Below are 15818 nucleotides of genomic sequence, written 5' to 3'. Positions count from 1 at the left end.
AAAACATGACCCTCAAGGAAGAACTCGCCGCCTTCTACCGGCGCTGCGGTTTCAGCGATACCGCCGATCGCCAGGCCTGCACCGTGCCGGTCTACACCGGCTGCCTGCTGGTGCCGCTGCCGAATATCGAGACCCGCCACATCTACCTCAAGTACCACGACCTGCACCACGTGACGACCGGCTACAGCACCGGACGCATCGGCGAGGGCGAAGTCAGCGCCTGGGAGCTGGGCACCGGCTCGATGCTCAACTCGCCGCTGCTCGGCACCATGAACCTGATCGCCCTCTCCACGGGCCTGGTGCTGGAGCCCAGGCGCATGTGGCGCGCCTTCCGTCGTGGCTGCCGCAGCCGCAACCTGTACCCGCGGGCCATGCGCGAGAAGATCGACGGCGAGCACTGGGCCGACCTGCCGGCCCTGCGTCAGGAGTTGCTGGAAAGCCGAGGCGATCCTCTACCGCTGCCCCTGCGCGCCGTCGAGTTCGGCTGTTACGCGGCGGTGGCCATGCTGATCCATGCACTGATCGCCATCCCCGCCGTGTGCACCCGCGTGATCACCGATATATGCCTGGGCTACAGCTTCTTCCAGGCGGTGAAACCGACCAAACGCACCGACCTGTTCTGAGCTCAAGGAGCCTTCGATGAGCAACCTGAATACCGTGGAACTCAAGACCCTGGTGCCGGCCAAGGACTTCGCCCGCTCCAAGGACTTCTACCAGGCGCTGGGCTTCAACATGCCCTGGGGCGATGAGCAGCTGGCATACCTGCATCACGGCAACAGCAGCTTCCTGCTGCAGAACTTCTACGTGCGCGAGCAGGCGGAAAACTTCGTCATGCACCTGCTGGTGGAGGATGTGGACGCCTGGCATCGGCATGTCCGCGAGTCGGGCCTGGCCGAGCGCTTCGGCGTGCGGATGGGCGAGCTGGTGGACCAGCCGTGGAAGATGCGCGAGTTCGTGCTGTTCGATCCGAGCGGGGTGCTCTGGCACATCGCGCAGAATATCTAGGCCGCCGCGCCCGTACCGATCCAGACATCGCCAAAAGGGACTACCCGATGCAATCGTTGATTCTGCCGATGGCAGCCCACGTAGCGCTCGCCGCCCTGCTCTATGCCCTGCTCACCGTTGTCCGTGCGCCGAAGATCTGGGGCATCGGCCAGCGCGCGGACGGCTCCAACCCCTGGGCCACGGTCGAGCCGCGCATCAGCGCCAACCTGTCCAACCAGTTCGAGTTGCCGCTGCTGTTCCATGTCGCCTGCCTGCTGCTTTTGCAGAGCGGCTCCGACAGCGCCATTGCGCTTACGCTGGCCTGGGCCTTTATCGCGGGGCGCCTGATCCACAGCGGCGTGCAGATCCTCACCACGAACATCCGGCTGCGAGGCCTGGTGTTCATGATCAACTTCCTCGCCACGCTCGGGCTCTGGGTGGTCGTGCTACAGGCCCGCTAAGCCGCGGCAAACTCGAGAGGAGGCGCGGCCGTTTACTCCGGCTGCGGCCCGATGGGGAAGAACTCTCCCCCGCTCCACACCCCGAGCCAAGTCTGGCCATCGATCTGCCGCTCCACCGCCAGGTCCACCAGTTGGTAGAACACGTTGCGATGCACCAGCGCCTCCAGGTTGCGCCGCACATGCAGGTAGGGCGCGGGCTCCTGGGTCTCGGGATCGATCTCGACGTGTAGCGGATGCTCGCTCCCGGCCTCGACTTCCTCATCGACATTGGTGGTGAAGCGCAGCACTTGCGCTTCACCCTCCCCGATCACCTGCAGGGTCACGGCCACGAAAGGCGCATCGTCGACGATGATGCCGACCTTCTCCACCGGGGTGATCAGGAAGTACTTGTCGTCGTCGCGACGGATGATGGTGGAGAACAGCTTGACCATCGGCTTGCGTCCGATCGGCGTGCCCAGGTAGTACCAGGTGCCGTCGCGGGCGATGCGCATGTCGATGTCGCCGCAGAAATCCGGGTTCCACAGGTGCACGGGCGGCAGGCCTTTGCCCTCGCCCTTGGGAATCTGCGCCAGCAAGTCGCCGGCCTTGCCCGGATCGGTCATGCGTTGTTTCTCCTTGTCCGGCCGACAGTATGGCGGTTAGCGCTCGCTAACGCCCAGCAGCGTGCGCGCGTACTGCTCGAACGGCGCGCGCAGCTGGTCGGCGGGTTGATTGTCGTAAAACGTCAGAAAGCCGCCGTGGTTGCGGATGCGAGCGGTATCCACCAGGTAGCGGGTGCTGGTCTCGATCAGCATCAGCTGGATCACCCCGGAGTCCACGCCCAGGCGATCCACGGCCTCCTGGTCCTCCCACTCCTCCACGGTGCCGATGCGGTCATCGGCGTCGGCGAAGCGGGTGTACAGCAGGTAGTGGGCGCCGGCGACACGCGCCTCGTTCATCGCCTCGTCCAGGCCTTGCGGCTTGCTGGCGCGACGCACCAGCGGGAAGTATTCGACGAAGGACTTGAAGGCCTCCTCCGCCACCACGTTGGGGCGCGGGCGGGCATCACCCGGCGGCACATAGTGAGCCTGGGAGATGAAGATGAACGAGTCGGCCTGCAGGCGCCAGGAGGCGGAGCGGCGAGTTTCGCTGCGGTCGAGCACACCGGCGTCGCGCAGGTGGTATTCGGTGCCAGCGGCCATGTCGCTGACTTTCATGCAGCCACCGAGCGCGACCAGCGCCAGCAGCAGAATCAGGCTACGCATTGCATTTCCTCCCTGCCGGTGACGGAAAACCGGCGGATAGAGAGTCATAGCAGCTTCCGCGCCAACCTTGCCTCACAGGCCGCGCTGCCATTCCTGGCGCAGGTGCGCGCTCTGCGGCCGCTCGATGGCCTGGCGCACCTGGGCCAGCAGGCGCGCCTTGTCGGCGCCGAGGTTGCCCTTGAGCACTAGATAGTTGGAGGCGTGGTCGCTGCGGAACACCGTGTCGTTCAGCTCCAGCCCCTGCAGCAGGCGCTCCACTTCGAGGAACAGCTGCTGCTGACCGAGCGGCTGGAAATCGGCGAAACCTTCGCGGAAGCGCTGCTCGCCCATGGGGAAACTGACCACCAGGGTAGAGAGGAATTCCGGCTGAGCGGCATTCATAAGGCGCGCCGAATTGTCGGCGTGCTGCTCGCTCAGGGCGCTGCCGCCTAGGCCGTTGAGGATCATCACCGAGCGGGTGATGCCGGCCTCGCCGAGCTTGTCCAAAGCGCTGATGCTGGACTCGAAGGTCTCGCCCTTGTTGACCCGCGCCAGCACCTCGTCGTCGCCGGATTCGCAACCGACATAGGCCATCTTCAGGCCGGCGTCGGCCAGCTCCTTGAGCTCGCTCACCGACTTCTTGCGCAGGTTGCGCGGCAGGCAGTAGCTGGAGACCCGATCAACCTCGGGCATGTGCTCGCGGATCGCCTGCAGGATATTGAGCAGGCGCCGCGTCGGCAGCACCAGGGCATCGCCGTCGGCGAGGAACACCCGCTGTACGATCAGGCGCTCGCCGGCACGGCGGATCTCCTCCAGCACCTGGTCTTCGTCACGGGCGCGGAATTTCTTCTGCGGCGCCGTGTACATCTTGAACGTAGTTACCCCCGCCCACCCCAAGAAGCCAATTACAAAGCCGCACATTATTGATTATTAACGAATTTTTCGAGGAATAAATCTAGGATGAACGCCCGCCCCAAGTCCTAGAATCTTCTCGCCATTTTTTTGGCTTAAAGGGACGCCGAGTTGAGCGTCTGATCTACCTGGTCCCAGGATCTCCTTCAGCGCCCAACGCATGCTGTTCGAGAGTCTGTAGCTCAGTACCTATTCGAAGAAGGAGTTGGCGGTAATCCTCTCCGCCATTTTTGTGGAGGAAAGCAGAGATGAGAACGGTAGCGGGGTGCACGTTGAGCACACCTGCGAGCTGTTCAAGCTTTTGAATAGTGGGTCCCTTAAGCCCTCGCTCCAGGGCGCTCAAGTAAGTTCGGCTGCTAACACTAGTGAAGTCCTCCTGAGTGAGGCCCTGCTGGCTGCGAATCTGCTTTAACGCCAGTCCAAATGCTTTATTCAGTTCCATTTGCTGATCCCGCAAAAGGAACGATCAAGCCTTCATGAGCCCTATAGGACTACAATCTATAGGACTCATTTAAGGTGAATACCAATGTTTATTACCTACCGCAGTGCTGAAATACACCTTCCAGGCCCGGCTGGATCGCAGCAGCAATGGAGACATGTTGAGCAGGAGCTCGCCTGGCCTTGGTTTTACCTGCAGATCGTCCGACGGACGAGTCGGAGGGCGTACCAAAGCACGCTAATGCTTCACCACGCTCACGACCTCCGAGACATTCTGGACTCTCAATCGGACCTTGCTTGGGTGGAGCAGGTGCAACTAGTAACCCCGCCTCATCTAAACGGCCAATCGAGATGGCTGATGGAGCCACTAGAGGAAGTCTGTGTAGTTCAAGATGGGCCAGACGGTGTTCCTGGTCATCTGTTCAAGGTCGCTAACGGCGTCAGCTATTCAATGCACTGCTCAAATGACAGAGAGTCTTTGATCGTAACCAGCGTGGTGTTTTCAGCCGCAAAGGATCTTAGGCACGACTGAAATAGCGCCCAAGAGGCACGCTCGAGTACCACCGTGGGAGGAGATAGAAACGGCTTACGCCGGGCTTTCTAGATAAGCTTGCTCAGTAGCAGTCAAAGCTGCCCTCATCCATTTAGGCATCTTGCAAGCTCGCAGCTTGATCCGCTCCTCCATACTCAGTTTCGCGAAAATCTTAGAGATAACCTCAGGAGTCAGCCCCTCTTTGCCAAGGTAATGGAAGGCATTGAGTGCCATTCCGACTTTCGACCCAGAATGCTTCAAGCGCTCAGGGGACACATGCAGGAGTCGTACTCGCCCCTTCCCTACCCGAATCTCGCGGGAGGGCCCGCTTGTGTAATAGGTTGGCAGAACCTGCATCTGAGTGCTCAGGCCAAACCTACGAACTGCCTCACAACCATGAGCCTCTACCGTCTCGCCGTTGGCCTTGGTGATCAGCCTCATAATGGTCTCAGCGCTAGGGCGGACGGCCCCGACGAACGCGATTTGCTTAGGTCGCATGTAGACGCCCCGAGCGACTCGTTCTAGCACTCCAGTCCTTACAAGCCGAGAAAGGGCTTTATCGACAGCTGCACGGGTGCCCTCCGATGCAAGCAAGGTGCGCAAAAAAGGGCTCCCCTTTCGCATGAACTTGACTCGTTTCGAAATTCTTTCCGCGACTGACATGAGAGATAGAGGTTCGGTAGTTCAGGGACCAAGAAGATATATCCGAACTGACTCATGCTCCAACCTGGAAGTGACCTTAGCGGCAAGATGAGCAGACTCTCTAGCCACATCGGCCTTTCAGTCGCCGTCAGCTTTGTATCCCAGCGATGCTGCCACTCGGCTCCAGTTATTGTGATCCACCCGTGCTGGAGGTTCTGCACAGCCATTCCAGCGTTGTTATCCTCTGCGCCGACGATCTTGACCCACACCTTAAAGCTGATAGATGGTAACCACTCGCTGTATGGAGTGGGATAACTAGCTGCTACTGGCAAATTCTTAAGCAGGTCCTCACTCTAGTCCGCGCTACCCAGGGTTGTAACTCACCCTTTCGCCATGCGAATTCCTTACATCTCACTTCTGTAGCGGAAGGTTATTTAAGGGTGCTTGGACACATCGAGCACAAACACGTCAATCAATCCTGCGAGCATTGGCGGCAGGGTTGCTTCGATGCTGCTCTTAAGCTCCTGAGCGCTAGCAATTCCGTGCCTCTTTCGCCCTGCGACAGTTACATCTGCACCAAACCAAATTGCAAGAAAAATACCCTGTTGCTCTGCATCTGGATGAATCGAGTAACGCTCATAGAGTTGAGCTGAAGCGGCTGTATATAGTTCTCTATGCCACTGGCCTTTAACCTCTGTAACAAGCAGCCGTCTTTTACCTCCAATCAACTTAGCAACTGTAAAGTCACTTCGCTTTGCAGCTTTAAGCTGATGCTCAACTGTTACCGTAATATTTCTGGGAAGCAGTCTAAGGCTGAGGCGTTCAGCAATAATTTCTGTGCACTGCTCTTCATCAAGGTGTTCGCCCTTAACATAGAAGCGATCTGCGGAGTTAAACTCTCCACCGTCTATAGAGCCTTGGAGATCTAGTAATTCTTGAACAATGAGTTGCCGCAACCCTTCCACAGTCACTACGGCATCACGATCAAGAAGATTAACAACATCCTGAGGTGTAGGCGGCTCGAAGTCCCTAAGCGCCTTTTTTCTGACTTGACCTGCATATATGCTTTTCAAGTCCAAATGAAGATTTGTAAAGCGGGCGTCAGAAAGTAGTCTATTAAGGACGGGAATCGCGTTGTCAGGGTCGTCTAAACTGATAGACCAAATCACTTCCGTAAGGAATCGGTATGCGCTCTCCTCTTTTGGGCTATCAGTTCCCCAGTGATCTGGCAGAAAAACCTTCGGCCACTTATCGATAAAGGCATCCAATATGCTCCAAATCTTGGTCGATGTGAGTGTAGGCCAGCTGGGATTTTCGCCTCTATTCCTTCGCCCAGATCTTGCCTGAAATAGAAAGAGTGAATTTTTATCGGACTTAAGCCAATTCCAGAATATTTCAGGCGCATCATCAAGGAAGTAAAATGCACGAGCAAGCCAGAACATACGCTTTTGCTCGATGTCCTCGTTATTAGTCTGGCTGGGCCAGTTCACTATGAATTCCGCGCAGCGATTCGCAACAATTTTATTTAACTCTTCTCGATTGCCATGCTGAGCGGCGATCTCAAAAAGCGTATCCAATGGCCCGAGAGCAAGCTCGTGGAACTGCCTGAGCCATTGAATTGATATGGTGGCACGCAAATGGCTGAAAGCTTCGTCATTTCTCAGCAGCCAAAGCTCAGGATGCAAACAGGCTGGATGCGCTAATTGAGGCTCAAGGTATTCTCTAAGGAAGCTCTCGGCGCTTGCAGAGTCAGGGAAAATCAGCCGATCAACTTCAGCCATCATTGCATCCCTATCCTCTGGCGGGACTGCACTGTAGCTCATTGAAATGTTGGTCCGAAGAGATTTTAGAAGTTGAACATCAACAGACTCTAGATTACCGTTGTCGCGAAAAATCTCTATACAGGACGCGTATAAAATCACCTCCGAGTGCTGATACTGCGAAGCACACTGTAGTTCAGCAAGCTTGGGCAGATCTGGTACATGCGGAGCTATGAAGTCTAGACAGTTTCTAAGGGCATTTCGGACAAGCGACTCCTCGCCAAACTCACGCTCAATTTTCTCTGGGCTCATAAGTGTCAACTCTGCAAAGCGAACAAGACAGCTCCAATGACGCCCTCCTTCAACGAGCTCTCTATTGCTTTGGACATATGTGATATTCGCAGAGCGGATTTCTTCTTGTCTCTTACGACGACGATTCATTCTCCTAGTATGGATAAACCTCGAGGCTCGGTTTAGTCGCGCGCCCTCTTTTGAAGCCCTATTTGAGCGAGTCCATACCCGCATGAAGGACAGCTTCTCCGAGGCCTGCTCTCGCATATGTCGCCTCAAATTATTGGACCCACGATCCTCCTTGTTTCTATAGTTCTGATGGTGAGCCATAAAACTTGCCCACAAATTTAGATTGTCAGCCTCAAACGCCATGTCAACTACAAATCTGTAATCATTCGCTTGAAACTGAAGCCCTGAGTGCGTGTGCCAATCGAACCGATGGATCTTGGCCTCTATAATCTGCTCACGATCCGTTAGTCCGCCAAACACAAGGGCAATGATGCCTTGACGCAAGGCATCGTTTCGCTGCAACACCTCAACTGACTTGCTTTGGCTTCCGGACTTTTGCTCATGAAAATTTAGATTTTTTATCCACCTCCAAACACGAATCGGATCAAATGGAGGCGCTGCCAACTCGAAGTAGCGATCCATCATTGATCCGATAATCTTGCTCATGCCATTCCGGCAATCGCACTCATAATTTTCCTTGCCACATTTGCAGACCAAATCTCGTGCCAGGTCATCTAGAAGAATCTCGATAGTTGGTATGGGTAGTATGCTTATAAGGCTCTTCACAAAGTAGCGAGATTGACCACCGTACTCCCCGCGATCTGGATAGAGACCTGCACAGGCGCGAAAGAAGGCACAGAGACTATCTGGGTCTATTTTTTGCGGACCTAGAGCCTCAATTAATTCACAACCAATCTTCAGAGATGCCTGGCTTGCTTCAGAAGTAAGAGCCGACAAATTTGCGAGATGATCATGTTTCTTAATTCCGAGCAAACATCTGCCTGCCAATAAGCGAGCTCCGTCATTTTCGCTGTGGCTCAAAACAAGCTGATTTAATTCATCTCTCAGTTTTTCTATTACTTGCGATCCTGCCAGAAGCTCAAGAACCAGATGGCGCAAATGTCCCGCCTCGGAGAATTTGAGGAGAGGCTTAATTTCCTCGACGATGTCTGCGGTCAGGAGTCCTGCAACACTGAATCTGCGCCAGTAATCGCCTCTTCTGAAGTAGGGGTCTCTGGCCTCAACCTCCTTCAACTGCTTTATAAGTAGACGCTTTGAAGAAGGTTCGAGCTGAGAGGGATCACCGTTCGCGAGTACCGAATAGGGGTCAAGCTTTATTATGGCCTCTTCTATGGACTTATTCCCCAAAGCTGCCATCCAGCCAAACAGCCCACGAAGCTCATCTCGCACAGTCAAATTTGGAGCAATGATAGGCACGCACTTGTGCAGCGTTAAATGGTCAGCGGGGTCTGCTATCCGCTTGGTAAGGTAATCTGCAGCACAGTATTCAGAGACAATTTTGTGAACCCAACGGTGTTGATAGACTCTATCGCCCGGTTTAAAAAGTCGAGTAGCTAAAACCTCAGTCACTGCATTACTGCTTAATAGCGATGGCAATAAAGGATACATCCGGTCTTCATTAGCTTCATTCGTGCCTACGCCTTCAGCGCCGGACAATAAGAGCTTGGCGAATATTTCCGAGGCGAGGTCAATTTTCTTGGTGACCGATACTGCCTGTTTTGTTGCTATCGCATTGACGTTAGCTTCCTTAGCTAACCGCTCAACCGCTTGCGAAAATATAGAACGCTTATCAATGAAGCGTCTTCCGCTCTCTATGTAAGCATCAGCAAAAAGTTTTAGGAACTGCGGATTAGGAAGGAGCATCCCCAAATCGAATCGCGCAATTTCTTCTTGGAATGCAGTGAAATCTTCACCAGGCACGTGATGATCAAAAATTTGCCGCTGCTCTGCCGTGTCAAATTCGTAGAGTCTTACTATTAACGGTTGGTGGCCGAGAAAATCTCTGAACGCACTCGTGGCAGCGCTATCCCACTCACTAGAGCGGCTCGAAATAATGACGCGAGTCGGATTTGATTTTCTAGCAGTTGCCAAAAGTATGTGGACGCCTGTCTGATCAATCTTTGCCAGCTCATCAAACGCATCAATTACGAGTGGGCAATCCCTCTCATCGCCCTCTGCATACCTAAACACATTTGCGGTTGTTGCGGTAACGCCGAGCTTTAAAGCAAGGCTCCGCATAAGCTCGGTTTTTCCACCACCTGGCTCAGCTAAGACAACTATATAATTTGAAGAATCCAGAAGCGACTCTTCAGTGTATTCAATGTTGGTGTCAGAAAGTCTACGTGGAATATAGAAAGTCGAATTCATAAAGGGATGTTTTCTGTACTTAGTCTCGCTGAATTTTGAGTAGAGCCTTGATGACTGACAAAGCTCGAGCGAGAGCTAATGGCCGATAGCAACCTGTCACCAGCGTCTGCTTCCGGCCATTAGTTGCCACTCGCTCGCTAACTACATTCGCGGTTGCTGTGGCTCTGCTCAACCAAATGCGGCGCCGACTCATGCCTAAGGTAGTGGTGGTCGCACCACCAGAACCATTAGGCTTTCTTGTTCTTTTGCTGTACGGGCAACACTGGCGCTGCAACTGCATTCCAGCCAGAGATGCTCTTCGACAGAGATGTGCCGCTTCCTATGCGCTTGAAGTACCTAATTTCCTTTTCCATCGTCCGCTCAGCTCGCGCCCATGAGCCAGGGGCGGCGAGGGTTGCGAGGTCGAATTGGGACTGTTCCAGCAGGCGCAGCATCTCGGGGTAGCGCTTCAGATAGAAATCCCATGTGGTAAGAAATTTCGTACGGACGTGAGGCTGAGGATGGGTCCGCATCTGCAAGTGGACATCTTTTAGGAACAATACTTGCCAAGGCACGAATGGGGCAAAATCCTCACCGGGCGAGTTCATGAGGTCCAAGGGATAGCGTCCTCCAGACAGCTGATTCAGCGCCTCCAGAGAGCGGTTCAGATAGACAAATGAGAATCTGTTATTGAAACGAGCCATTCGAAAGAATTTGTTGTACTTGGCACATTCGTTATCAATGAAGAGTCCGGTCGAGGGTATGTCCTTCTCAGCCAGATAGGCGTCGATAAGTGCGCCGCCGAAAAAGCACTCGATGTTTTCCAGCTCATAGTGAAAGAAATCGCCGGCGACTAACGCAGCTCTGAAATAGATGTCTTGGCCTGTGAGACGGTGGTGCAGATCCTCAGCGAACTCGGTGAGATACCAAACTAGGTCCGCACGATCCTCGTCATTTCTGGCGGGATTGACATTATAGATGAGGATCGTGTCCGAGAAGACAATGGTCTTGTATCGGGATGAATTGTGGGCGTTCAGCGTATTTAGTATCGCGTAGACCCGTGCAACCTTCCGTGGGTCCTTTCTGGTCATCTCAGAAAAACCCAGGATGTCGATATAAAGTAAGAAGCGCTGGCTCATCGCAGCTCCATATGTGTCGTTATCCTACTGCTCAAACTATTCGTCATCCTGGCCATGTCGGTTACCGTCCGCATTCTCGTCGTAGCCTAGTCCTCTGAAAATTTCCCAGCTAGCCATAAATGGAGTCAGCGTTTTGTACGCGAACTTGGGGAGATCATCGCTATAAAAAATCTCATCTACCTTCTTGTCATAGATATGCTCGATGTATTCAAGATATATCTCTCGAAGCAGGCCGGTTCGATGCAAATGCAAATTATGTGTGGTGACGGCATCAATGAAGCTTGTTTTCAAACCGTACCAGTCTGGCAGAGAAATTTCCGGTCGAATCGTACCTGTCTTGCTCAAAAAGCAAAATTCGAACTGCTCGCGCGAAACCCGGATCAGCTTATCGTGAAAATTGCTTTCCATGGTGTCGATCCAATGGCTCTTTCCATCGTCAGTTAGTTGATCGCAAATCACCTGAACCTGTGCCAGTCGGCTTTCATCTGATCGGCCATATACGACACCCTCGTGAACCGACGTACGGTACGAGCAGAAAGGATTCATTGCCGCGATGACGATGGTATTGGGGTTGGGGAAAAGTTTCGCTATCTCTCCCCATTTTTGGTTTGCGTAAATGAGAGCATGAAAACCCTCGGCTTCCAGTCTTTGTGCGATCGAGTTACTAATGACATTAAGTGCATCGAGGGTATAGCGCGGTGGCGAGCTTCCGTCACTACTATCAGGATCGATCCATCCTTTAATCATTGGGAACGAGAGAGCAACGCAAATCATTGAGCTGTCGCTCAAGATGTTTCGCTCAAAGGTCCGATAATACTCTTCACTAGGGTAGAAGGCCTCCAGCGTGAATTTGCCGGCATCTTCATTCGGGATTAGCGCGATGATATTTTTCTCGTTGGAGACAAGCTCTTGAACAAACGCATCCATTATCGTCCGACTTTCCATCGGCGCCACTAGGACTGATGTCACAGCTGACTCTTTGAGGCCAGGGAAGAGTGAGCAGAAGTAGTTGGAGTACGCCAATAACTCTGTGAAGGCTTGGCGCTCTGTCTGACTCGATTTCTTCAGCTCGATGATAGTTAAACCAGTCGATTCCGAATTTCCCAGCAAGTCGACCCGGGTCGGATGGGGGGCGCCGCGATCAAGTCGCAATTCCTTCGCCGTCAGAACGAGGGCATGCAGGTTGTCGAGAGTTTCATTGATCCTACGTTCTGTACGCTGCTGCAGCAGAAACCGGATGGGAGGAAATGAATCTTCTGTCCATTTCACAGGCTCACGCCGACCGATGATAAGGGCGGACAAATCCTCCTTGTGATGTTGAAACAGATAGTCCCGGAATTCATTTTCACTGACTGTCAGCATGAGGTGCGTGCACGGTTGTTTGTGTCCCCATATGTTAGGCGAGCAATCGTGTAAAGCCACAACGTCATGGTGGCCGCTGGCCTGCTTCTCGTCAGGGATCAAGACCATAGGCTACTCACACGCGAGAGTGTGGCCGTATTGGATGTGTCCGCGGCTTCCGCATGAGCTAGCAAGTAGGGTGGATGGCCGTAGCCATCCACCGTGGAGGCTTTGCCTTCGGCGTTACCCCGCCTACCCATTAGGTGAGCGCTGGGGCTCGAGGAATGCGTTCCCACACGAAACTTGGGAACGATCAACAAGAGCTGAGCCGAATCTGACCGCATCCGTGACCAGCTCACTGGCATGGGCGTGGTGCTGGGAGATGGCAAGGGTGGGACTACTTGACGGTGGCTCAGTAATTAGTCTGCTGCAAACCAAAAGGCCGCTCTTGGAGCGGCCTCTTGGTTTGGGCTTGGGGAGGGCTGGTTTCGGCCATTAGCTGCCGCTCACGAGCTTCCGCGCTGGGTCAGTAGAAAGGAGCTATGGAGCTAGCTTGGAGGCTCGCTCACTAGCTCTTCTGACCGGTTAGAGTTCAGTTGCAGTTTTAGCGCGCTCTAGAAGATAGGCTCGGATCTGTGGCTCAAATCGCGAGACCATCTCCTCATCATTTGTGCTTCGATATAAGTCAATAAGCTGATCAGGATGAGTCGCCATTCGGCGAATTGCTGAATCCAACTGGAGTGCCATATTTTTCCCCCAGCTGCTGCGAGTGCAATAAAAACCGGCGTGCCCCATGTGTATGCCTTCCGCTATAGGAATGCTGATCAGTTTGGCGGAAGAGCTTTGGGACTCGTTGGTTCGGCTGACCACAATAGGATATTCAAGGGTATAGTCATATCTGCCATAACTGATCATGGACAGCAAATTACCACCCATGGAGTTGCTGCTGATAGAAGCTATCTTTTTCTCTTTCTTCGCTAAAAGTATTAATTCAGATAAGTCAGCAGAATAAGTTCGCGCGGGAGTGATTACCCCCTGCAGGCCTTCTGTTTGGATGAGCTTTTCAAAGCTGACCACCCCATTGGTGAGCGGCAAGCGATCCTGAATCTCAGGCCGGACAACGAGATGCATAGGAAGAGCAGGGACAAATGGCACGAAGTAACCGACTTCATCGCGGTCAGGATGTTTTACCCCGATGGTTGTACAGAGTGGTGTGCCTGAAGACATTTCATGTATCACGCGATTAGGGACGCTTACGATATAGCGGTGTTCAAGCTGAGGAAGCTCGGACTCAACCAGCTTTTGGACGGCATATATTGCACCATCAGACGGTTTGCCATCCTTTAGCTCAGCGAGACCAACAATAGGCAAGGTGTACCAGGTTAACTCCTCAGCAAATGAGGGTGTCGAGATTGCAATTAGCGACGATAAAATAATTATTGTTCTGCGCATATAACCTTCTAGTAACCCATTGGGTCACTTTAGAGTCAGGGGTCGAGTGAATCCTGTGCTCTCCTTGCTTGGTTGAAGAGGTGATCCGAGGAAAAGTCCGTCTCATCCATGGCGCTAATCTGCTCAGAGACAGCATAAGGATCAGGCTTTTGGGCAGCTGTATCGGATAGTTCCTATGCGTTCTTGAACGCAAGGATGCTGCGCCGGGCTATTTCGAATATCTCATCTTTAGTAAAAGCCTCTCCGGTGACGACGCTGCGGAAGAATAGGGGGGAGCAGGCCAGCTCAAGCAGCTGACGAGGGCTTGTGCCTGTGGGTAGCTCACCCCGCTCGATGGCTCGCTCGACAAGCTGGCCACTGACGGTGAATCGCTCTGACCAGAACTGAATTCGCGCTTGATTAATCGCCTCGATACCATTCCCCTGCGTCATTGCGGCCTGTAGCAAACCTGCTATCAGCGGCGACTGAAGTGTTGCCGCTATGGTTAACATCAGTCTGCTCAAATCACCGTGTAGCGTGCCGGTATCAGGAAGCGGCACATCCTGTCTCATGCGGAGCAACGCAATCTCAAGAACCAGCTCAGCTTTGCTTGGCCAGCGGCGATAGACGGTTGTTTTGTTGACTCCTGCTCGTGCAGCTACCTCTGGCAGCTCCAACCGCTCGTAACCGCCCTCCTCAAGGATTTCCAGCGTGGCAGCGTAAATGGCCGCAACAACTTGGCTAGCCCGTCCTCCAGGGCGGGCACGTTTACTCACCCCAGCTTGCTCGGCATCACTCATCGAACCTCCTGACTAAATTCCATATCGCTGTAGCAACAATTGTTGCATTAGCCCTTGGGCATAGAAAGTCAGTCTCCCAACCTACCTGCCCCCTACGGTAAGGCCCATGCCAGAGCCTTCGCCTCTTGGTTCCTGTGTGTCCGAATCCAAACGAGCCGTGCGAAATCCCCCTACCTAGCTGCGGATTGGCTATCAGCGCGCATGATCAGAGTGGTTTACTTCTCGTATTAAAGCAACTATGGTTGCGTTAATGGCGCTTGGTAACCATGCACATGACCGCTTTCAGCTCATCGTCCGCAAGGAGGTGTCGGGGCGGCCCTAAGCAGGGGCACAGGCGCCTTTGAGGTCAGAGCTCGTTTTGACGCCGCTCTGAACAGAGGCTCTGGGTACCCAACCTCTGGTTTACCGGGCCAGGGTCGCAGAGTCGCTATCCATGACCGCTCTGGGTCGCATCAACCAACCCCAGTGGAACTGCCATGAAAACAACAACAATGCGTTATGGGCGGCACATGCCTCTCAGTGCTATCGCGGCGGCTATTGCAGTGATCAGCGCGCCTACTGCTCAAGCAGTTACGTTCAACATTGGAGAGATTCAGGGCCAGCTCGACAGCAGCCTATCTGTCGGGGCTAGCTGGTCACTGCGCAGCCCTGATCGCGACATGATCGGTGATAACAACGGAGGCCGAGGCTCTTCCTCCACCGGCGACGATGGCCGCCTGAACTTCAAAAAGGGCGAGACCATCTCGAAGATCTTCAAAGGCATCCATGACCTAGAGCTGAAGTACGGCGAGACCGGCATCTTCCTGCGCGGGAAGTACTGGTATGACTTCGAGCTGAAGGACGAGCACCGGCTGCTCTATGACATCGACGACAGTAATCGCAAGACAGGTGCCCAGAGCTCTGGCTACGAACTGCTGGATGCCTTCGCTTACCACAACTACCTGATCGGCGATCTGCCTGGATCGGTGCGGTTGGGTAAACAGGTGGTGAGCTGGGGCGAAAGCGTTTTCATCGGTAACAGCATCAACGCCATCAACCCTGTGGACGCCGCAGCTTTCCGCCGGCCAGGGGCCGAGATCAAGGAAGGCTTGATCCCGGTGAACATGTTCTACATGTCGCAGGGACTATCGGAGAACCTGTCGGCGGAGCTGTTCTACCAGTTGGAGTGGGATCAAACCGTGCTCGACAACTGCGGAACATTTTTCGCAGGAGCAGACTTTGTCGCCGATGGCTGCACCCAAGGGCTTAGCGTTTCTGGCACAGACTTCAATCGTGATGATCCGAGCTATATCTACGTCCCGCGCCGTGGTGACAACGACGCCCGCAACTCGGGGCAGTATGGCGTGGCCCTACGCTGGTTCGCTGAGGAGTTGAACAGCACCGAGTTCGGCTTGTACGCGATGAAGTATCACAGCCGAAATCCCTTCACCAGCATGTACACCACTACGGCCAATCCGCTGGCAGCTCCGGCATTCGGGGCCGCCGACA

Annotated in this window: 13 protein-coding genes and 2 pseudogenes; 5 read left to right on the top strand and 10 right to left on the bottom strand. The window is 54.1% G+C overall.

The genetic code is table 11. The features are described from left to right. Nucleotides 1–5: 5 nt before the first annotated feature. From IB232_RS20085 to IB232_RS20075, 3 genes are read left to right on the top strand one after another with little or no spacing between them, the layout of a single operon-like run. On the top strand, nucleotides 6–623 hold the full coding sequence (locus IB232_RS20085) for a hypothetical protein (protein WP_192400342.1): 618 nt from the start codon (nucleotides 6–8) through the stop codon (nucleotides 621–623). 16 nt (nucleotides 624–639) lie between these two features. Next, the gene (locus IB232_RS20080) at nucleotides 640–1005 is read left to right on the top strand and encodes a VOC family protein (protein ID WP_192400341.1); all 366 of its coding nucleotides are present in this window, start codon (nucleotides 640–642) and stop codon (nucleotides 1003–1005) included. 47 nt (nucleotides 1006–1052) lie between these two features. Next, on the top strand, nucleotides 1053–1445 hold the full coding sequence (locus tag IB232_RS20075; protein WP_192400340.1) for an MAPEG family protein: 393 nt from the start codon (nucleotides 1053–1055) through the stop codon (nucleotides 1443–1445). Nucleotides 1446–1477: 32 nt separating this feature from the next. Here the strand turns inward: IB232_RS20075 and IB232_RS20070 are convergent, their stop codons facing one another. The 8 genes and pseudogenes from IB232_RS20070 to IB232_RS20035 form a co-directional block, all read right to left on the bottom strand. Then, the gene (locus IB232_RS20070; RefSeq protein ID WP_192400339.1) at nucleotides 1478–2047 is read right to left on the bottom strand and encodes a DUF1285 domain-containing protein; all 570 of its coding nucleotides are present in this window, start codon (nucleotides 2045–2047) and stop codon (nucleotides 1478–1480) included. Between the two features lie 36 nt (nucleotides 2048–2083). After that, complete coding sequence (locus IB232_RS20065) at nucleotides 2084–2689, bottom strand: DUF4823 domain-containing protein (RefSeq protein WP_137971829.1); 606 nt, start codon at nucleotides 2687–2689, stop codon at nucleotides 2084–2086. 72 nt (nucleotides 2690–2761) lie between these two features. Next, nucleotides 2762–3538: pseudogene (locus IB232_RS20060) on the bottom strand (radical SAM protein); the annotation flags it as partial. A 166-nt stretch (nucleotides 3539–3704) separates the two neighbouring features. Then, nucleotides 3705–4022 carry a helix-turn-helix domain-containing protein gene (locus IB232_RS20055; RefSeq protein ID WP_192400337.1) on the bottom strand — a complete coding sequence of 106 codons (318 nt, stop codon included), beginning with the start codon at nucleotides 4020–4022 and terminating at the stop codon, nucleotides 3705–3707. Between the two features lie 582 nt (nucleotides 4023–4604). After that, entirely contained in the window at nucleotides 4605–5213 is a 609-nt protein-coding gene (locus tag IB232_RS20050) for a DUF6088 family protein (RefSeq protein ID WP_192400336.1), read from the bottom strand. Between the two features lie 413 nt (nucleotides 5214–5626). Further along, nucleotides 5627–9640: an NACHT domain-containing protein gene (locus IB232_RS20045; RefSeq protein WP_192400335.1), complete on the bottom strand. Its 4014-nt coding sequence runs from the start codon at nucleotides 9638–9640 to the stop codon at nucleotides 5627–5629. A 227-nt stretch (nucleotides 9641–9867) separates the two neighbouring features. Beyond that, nucleotides 9868–10758, bottom strand: a complete 891-nt coding sequence (locus tag IB232_RS20040; RefSeq protein WP_192400334.1) for a hypothetical protein — start codon at nucleotides 10756–10758, stop codon at nucleotides 9868–9870. A gap of 36 nt (nucleotides 10759–10794) precedes the next feature. Beyond that, nucleotides 10795–12120 (bottom strand): hypothetical protein, encoded by a 1326-nt coding sequence (locus IB232_RS20035; protein ID WP_192400333.1) that lies wholly within the window; start codon nucleotides 12118–12120, stop codon nucleotides 10795–10797. A 306-nt stretch (nucleotides 12121–12426) separates the two neighbouring features. On the opposite strand from IB232_RS20035, the pseudogene IB232_RS23615 reads away from it, so the two are divergent. Next, nucleotides 12427–12504: pseudogene (locus tag IB232_RS23615) on the top strand (hypothetical protein); the annotation flags it as partial. A 180-nt stretch (nucleotides 12505–12684) separates the two neighbouring features. Here the strand turns inward: IB232_RS23615 and IB232_RS20030 are convergent. Beyond that, complete coding sequence (locus IB232_RS20030) at nucleotides 12685–13551, bottom strand: hypothetical protein (RefSeq protein WP_192400332.1); 867 nt, start codon at nucleotides 13549–13551, stop codon at nucleotides 12685–12687. 173 nt (nucleotides 13552–13724) lie between these two features. Continuing rightward, on the bottom strand, nucleotides 13725–14330 hold the full coding sequence (locus IB232_RS20025) for a TetR/AcrR family transcriptional regulator (protein ID WP_192400331.1): 606 nt from the start codon (nucleotides 14328–14330) through the stop codon (nucleotides 13725–13727). A gap of 509 nt (nucleotides 14331–14839) precedes the next feature. Between IB232_RS20025 and IB232_RS20020 the strand changes: the two genes are divergently transcribed. Beyond that, nucleotides 14840–15818: DUF1302 domain-containing protein (locus IB232_RS20020; protein ID WP_412547753.1), on the top strand; the 979-nt coding region annotated here is incomplete at its 3' end.

The organism is Pseudomonas sp. PDM15 (genome assembly GCF_014851565.1).
Lineage (GTDB): Bacteria > Pseudomonadota > Gammaproteobacteria > Pseudomonadales > Pseudomonadaceae > Aquipseudomonas.
This window is presented reverse-complemented; position numbering and strand designations above follow the sequence as displayed.

What these genes read in the sequence shown, in the direction of transcription:
- IB232_RS20075 (WP_192400340.1), top strand. Translation starts at nt 1,053, where the DNA reads ATGCAATCGTTGATTCTGCCGATGGCAGCCCACGTAGCGCTCGCCGCC.
- IB232_RS20050 (WP_192400336.1), bottom strand. Translation starts at nt 5,213, where the DNA reads ATGTCAGTCGCGGAAAGAATTTCGAAACGAGTCAAGTTCATGCGAAAG.
- IB232_RS20040 (WP_192400334.1), bottom strand. Translation starts at nt 10,758, where the DNA reads ATGAGCCAGCGCTTCTTACTTTATATCGACATCCTGGGTTTTTCTGAG.
- IB232_RS20045 (WP_192400335.1), bottom strand. Translation starts at nt 9,640, where the DNA reads ATGAATTCGACTTTCTATATTCCACGTAGACTTTCTGACACCAACATT.
- IB232_RS20025 (WP_192400331.1), bottom strand. Translation starts at nt 14,330, where the DNA reads ATGAGTGATGCCGAGCAAGCTGGGGTGAGTAAACGTGCCCGCCCTGGA.
- IB232_RS20055 (WP_192400337.1), bottom strand. Translation starts at nt 4,022, where the DNA reads ATGGAACTGAATAAAGCATTTGGACTGGCGTTAAAGCAGATTCGCAGC.
- IB232_RS20070 (WP_192400339.1), bottom strand. Translation starts at nt 2,047, where the DNA reads ATGACCGATCCGGGCAAGGCCGGCGACTTGCTGGCGCAGATTCCCAAG.
- IB232_RS20080 (WP_192400341.1), top strand. Translation starts at nt 640, where the DNA reads ATGAGCAACCTGAATACCGTGGAACTCAAGACCCTGGTGCCGGCCAAG.
- IB232_RS20065 (WP_137971829.1), bottom strand. Translation starts at nt 2,689, where the DNA reads ATGCGTAGCCTGATTCTGCTGCTGGCGCTGGTCGCGCTCGGTGGCTGC.
- IB232_RS20035 (WP_192400333.1), bottom strand. Translation starts at nt 12,120, where the DNA reads ATGCTGACAGTCAGTGAAAATGAATTCCGGGACTATCTGTTTCAACAT.
- IB232_RS20030 (WP_192400332.1), bottom strand. Translation starts at nt 13,551, where the DNA reads ATGCGCAGAACAATAATTATTTTATCGTCGCTAATTGCAATCTCGACA.
- IB232_RS20085 (WP_192400342.1), top strand. Translation starts at nt 6, where the DNA reads ATGACCCTCAAGGAAGAACTCGCCGCCTTCTACCGGCGCTGCGGTTTC.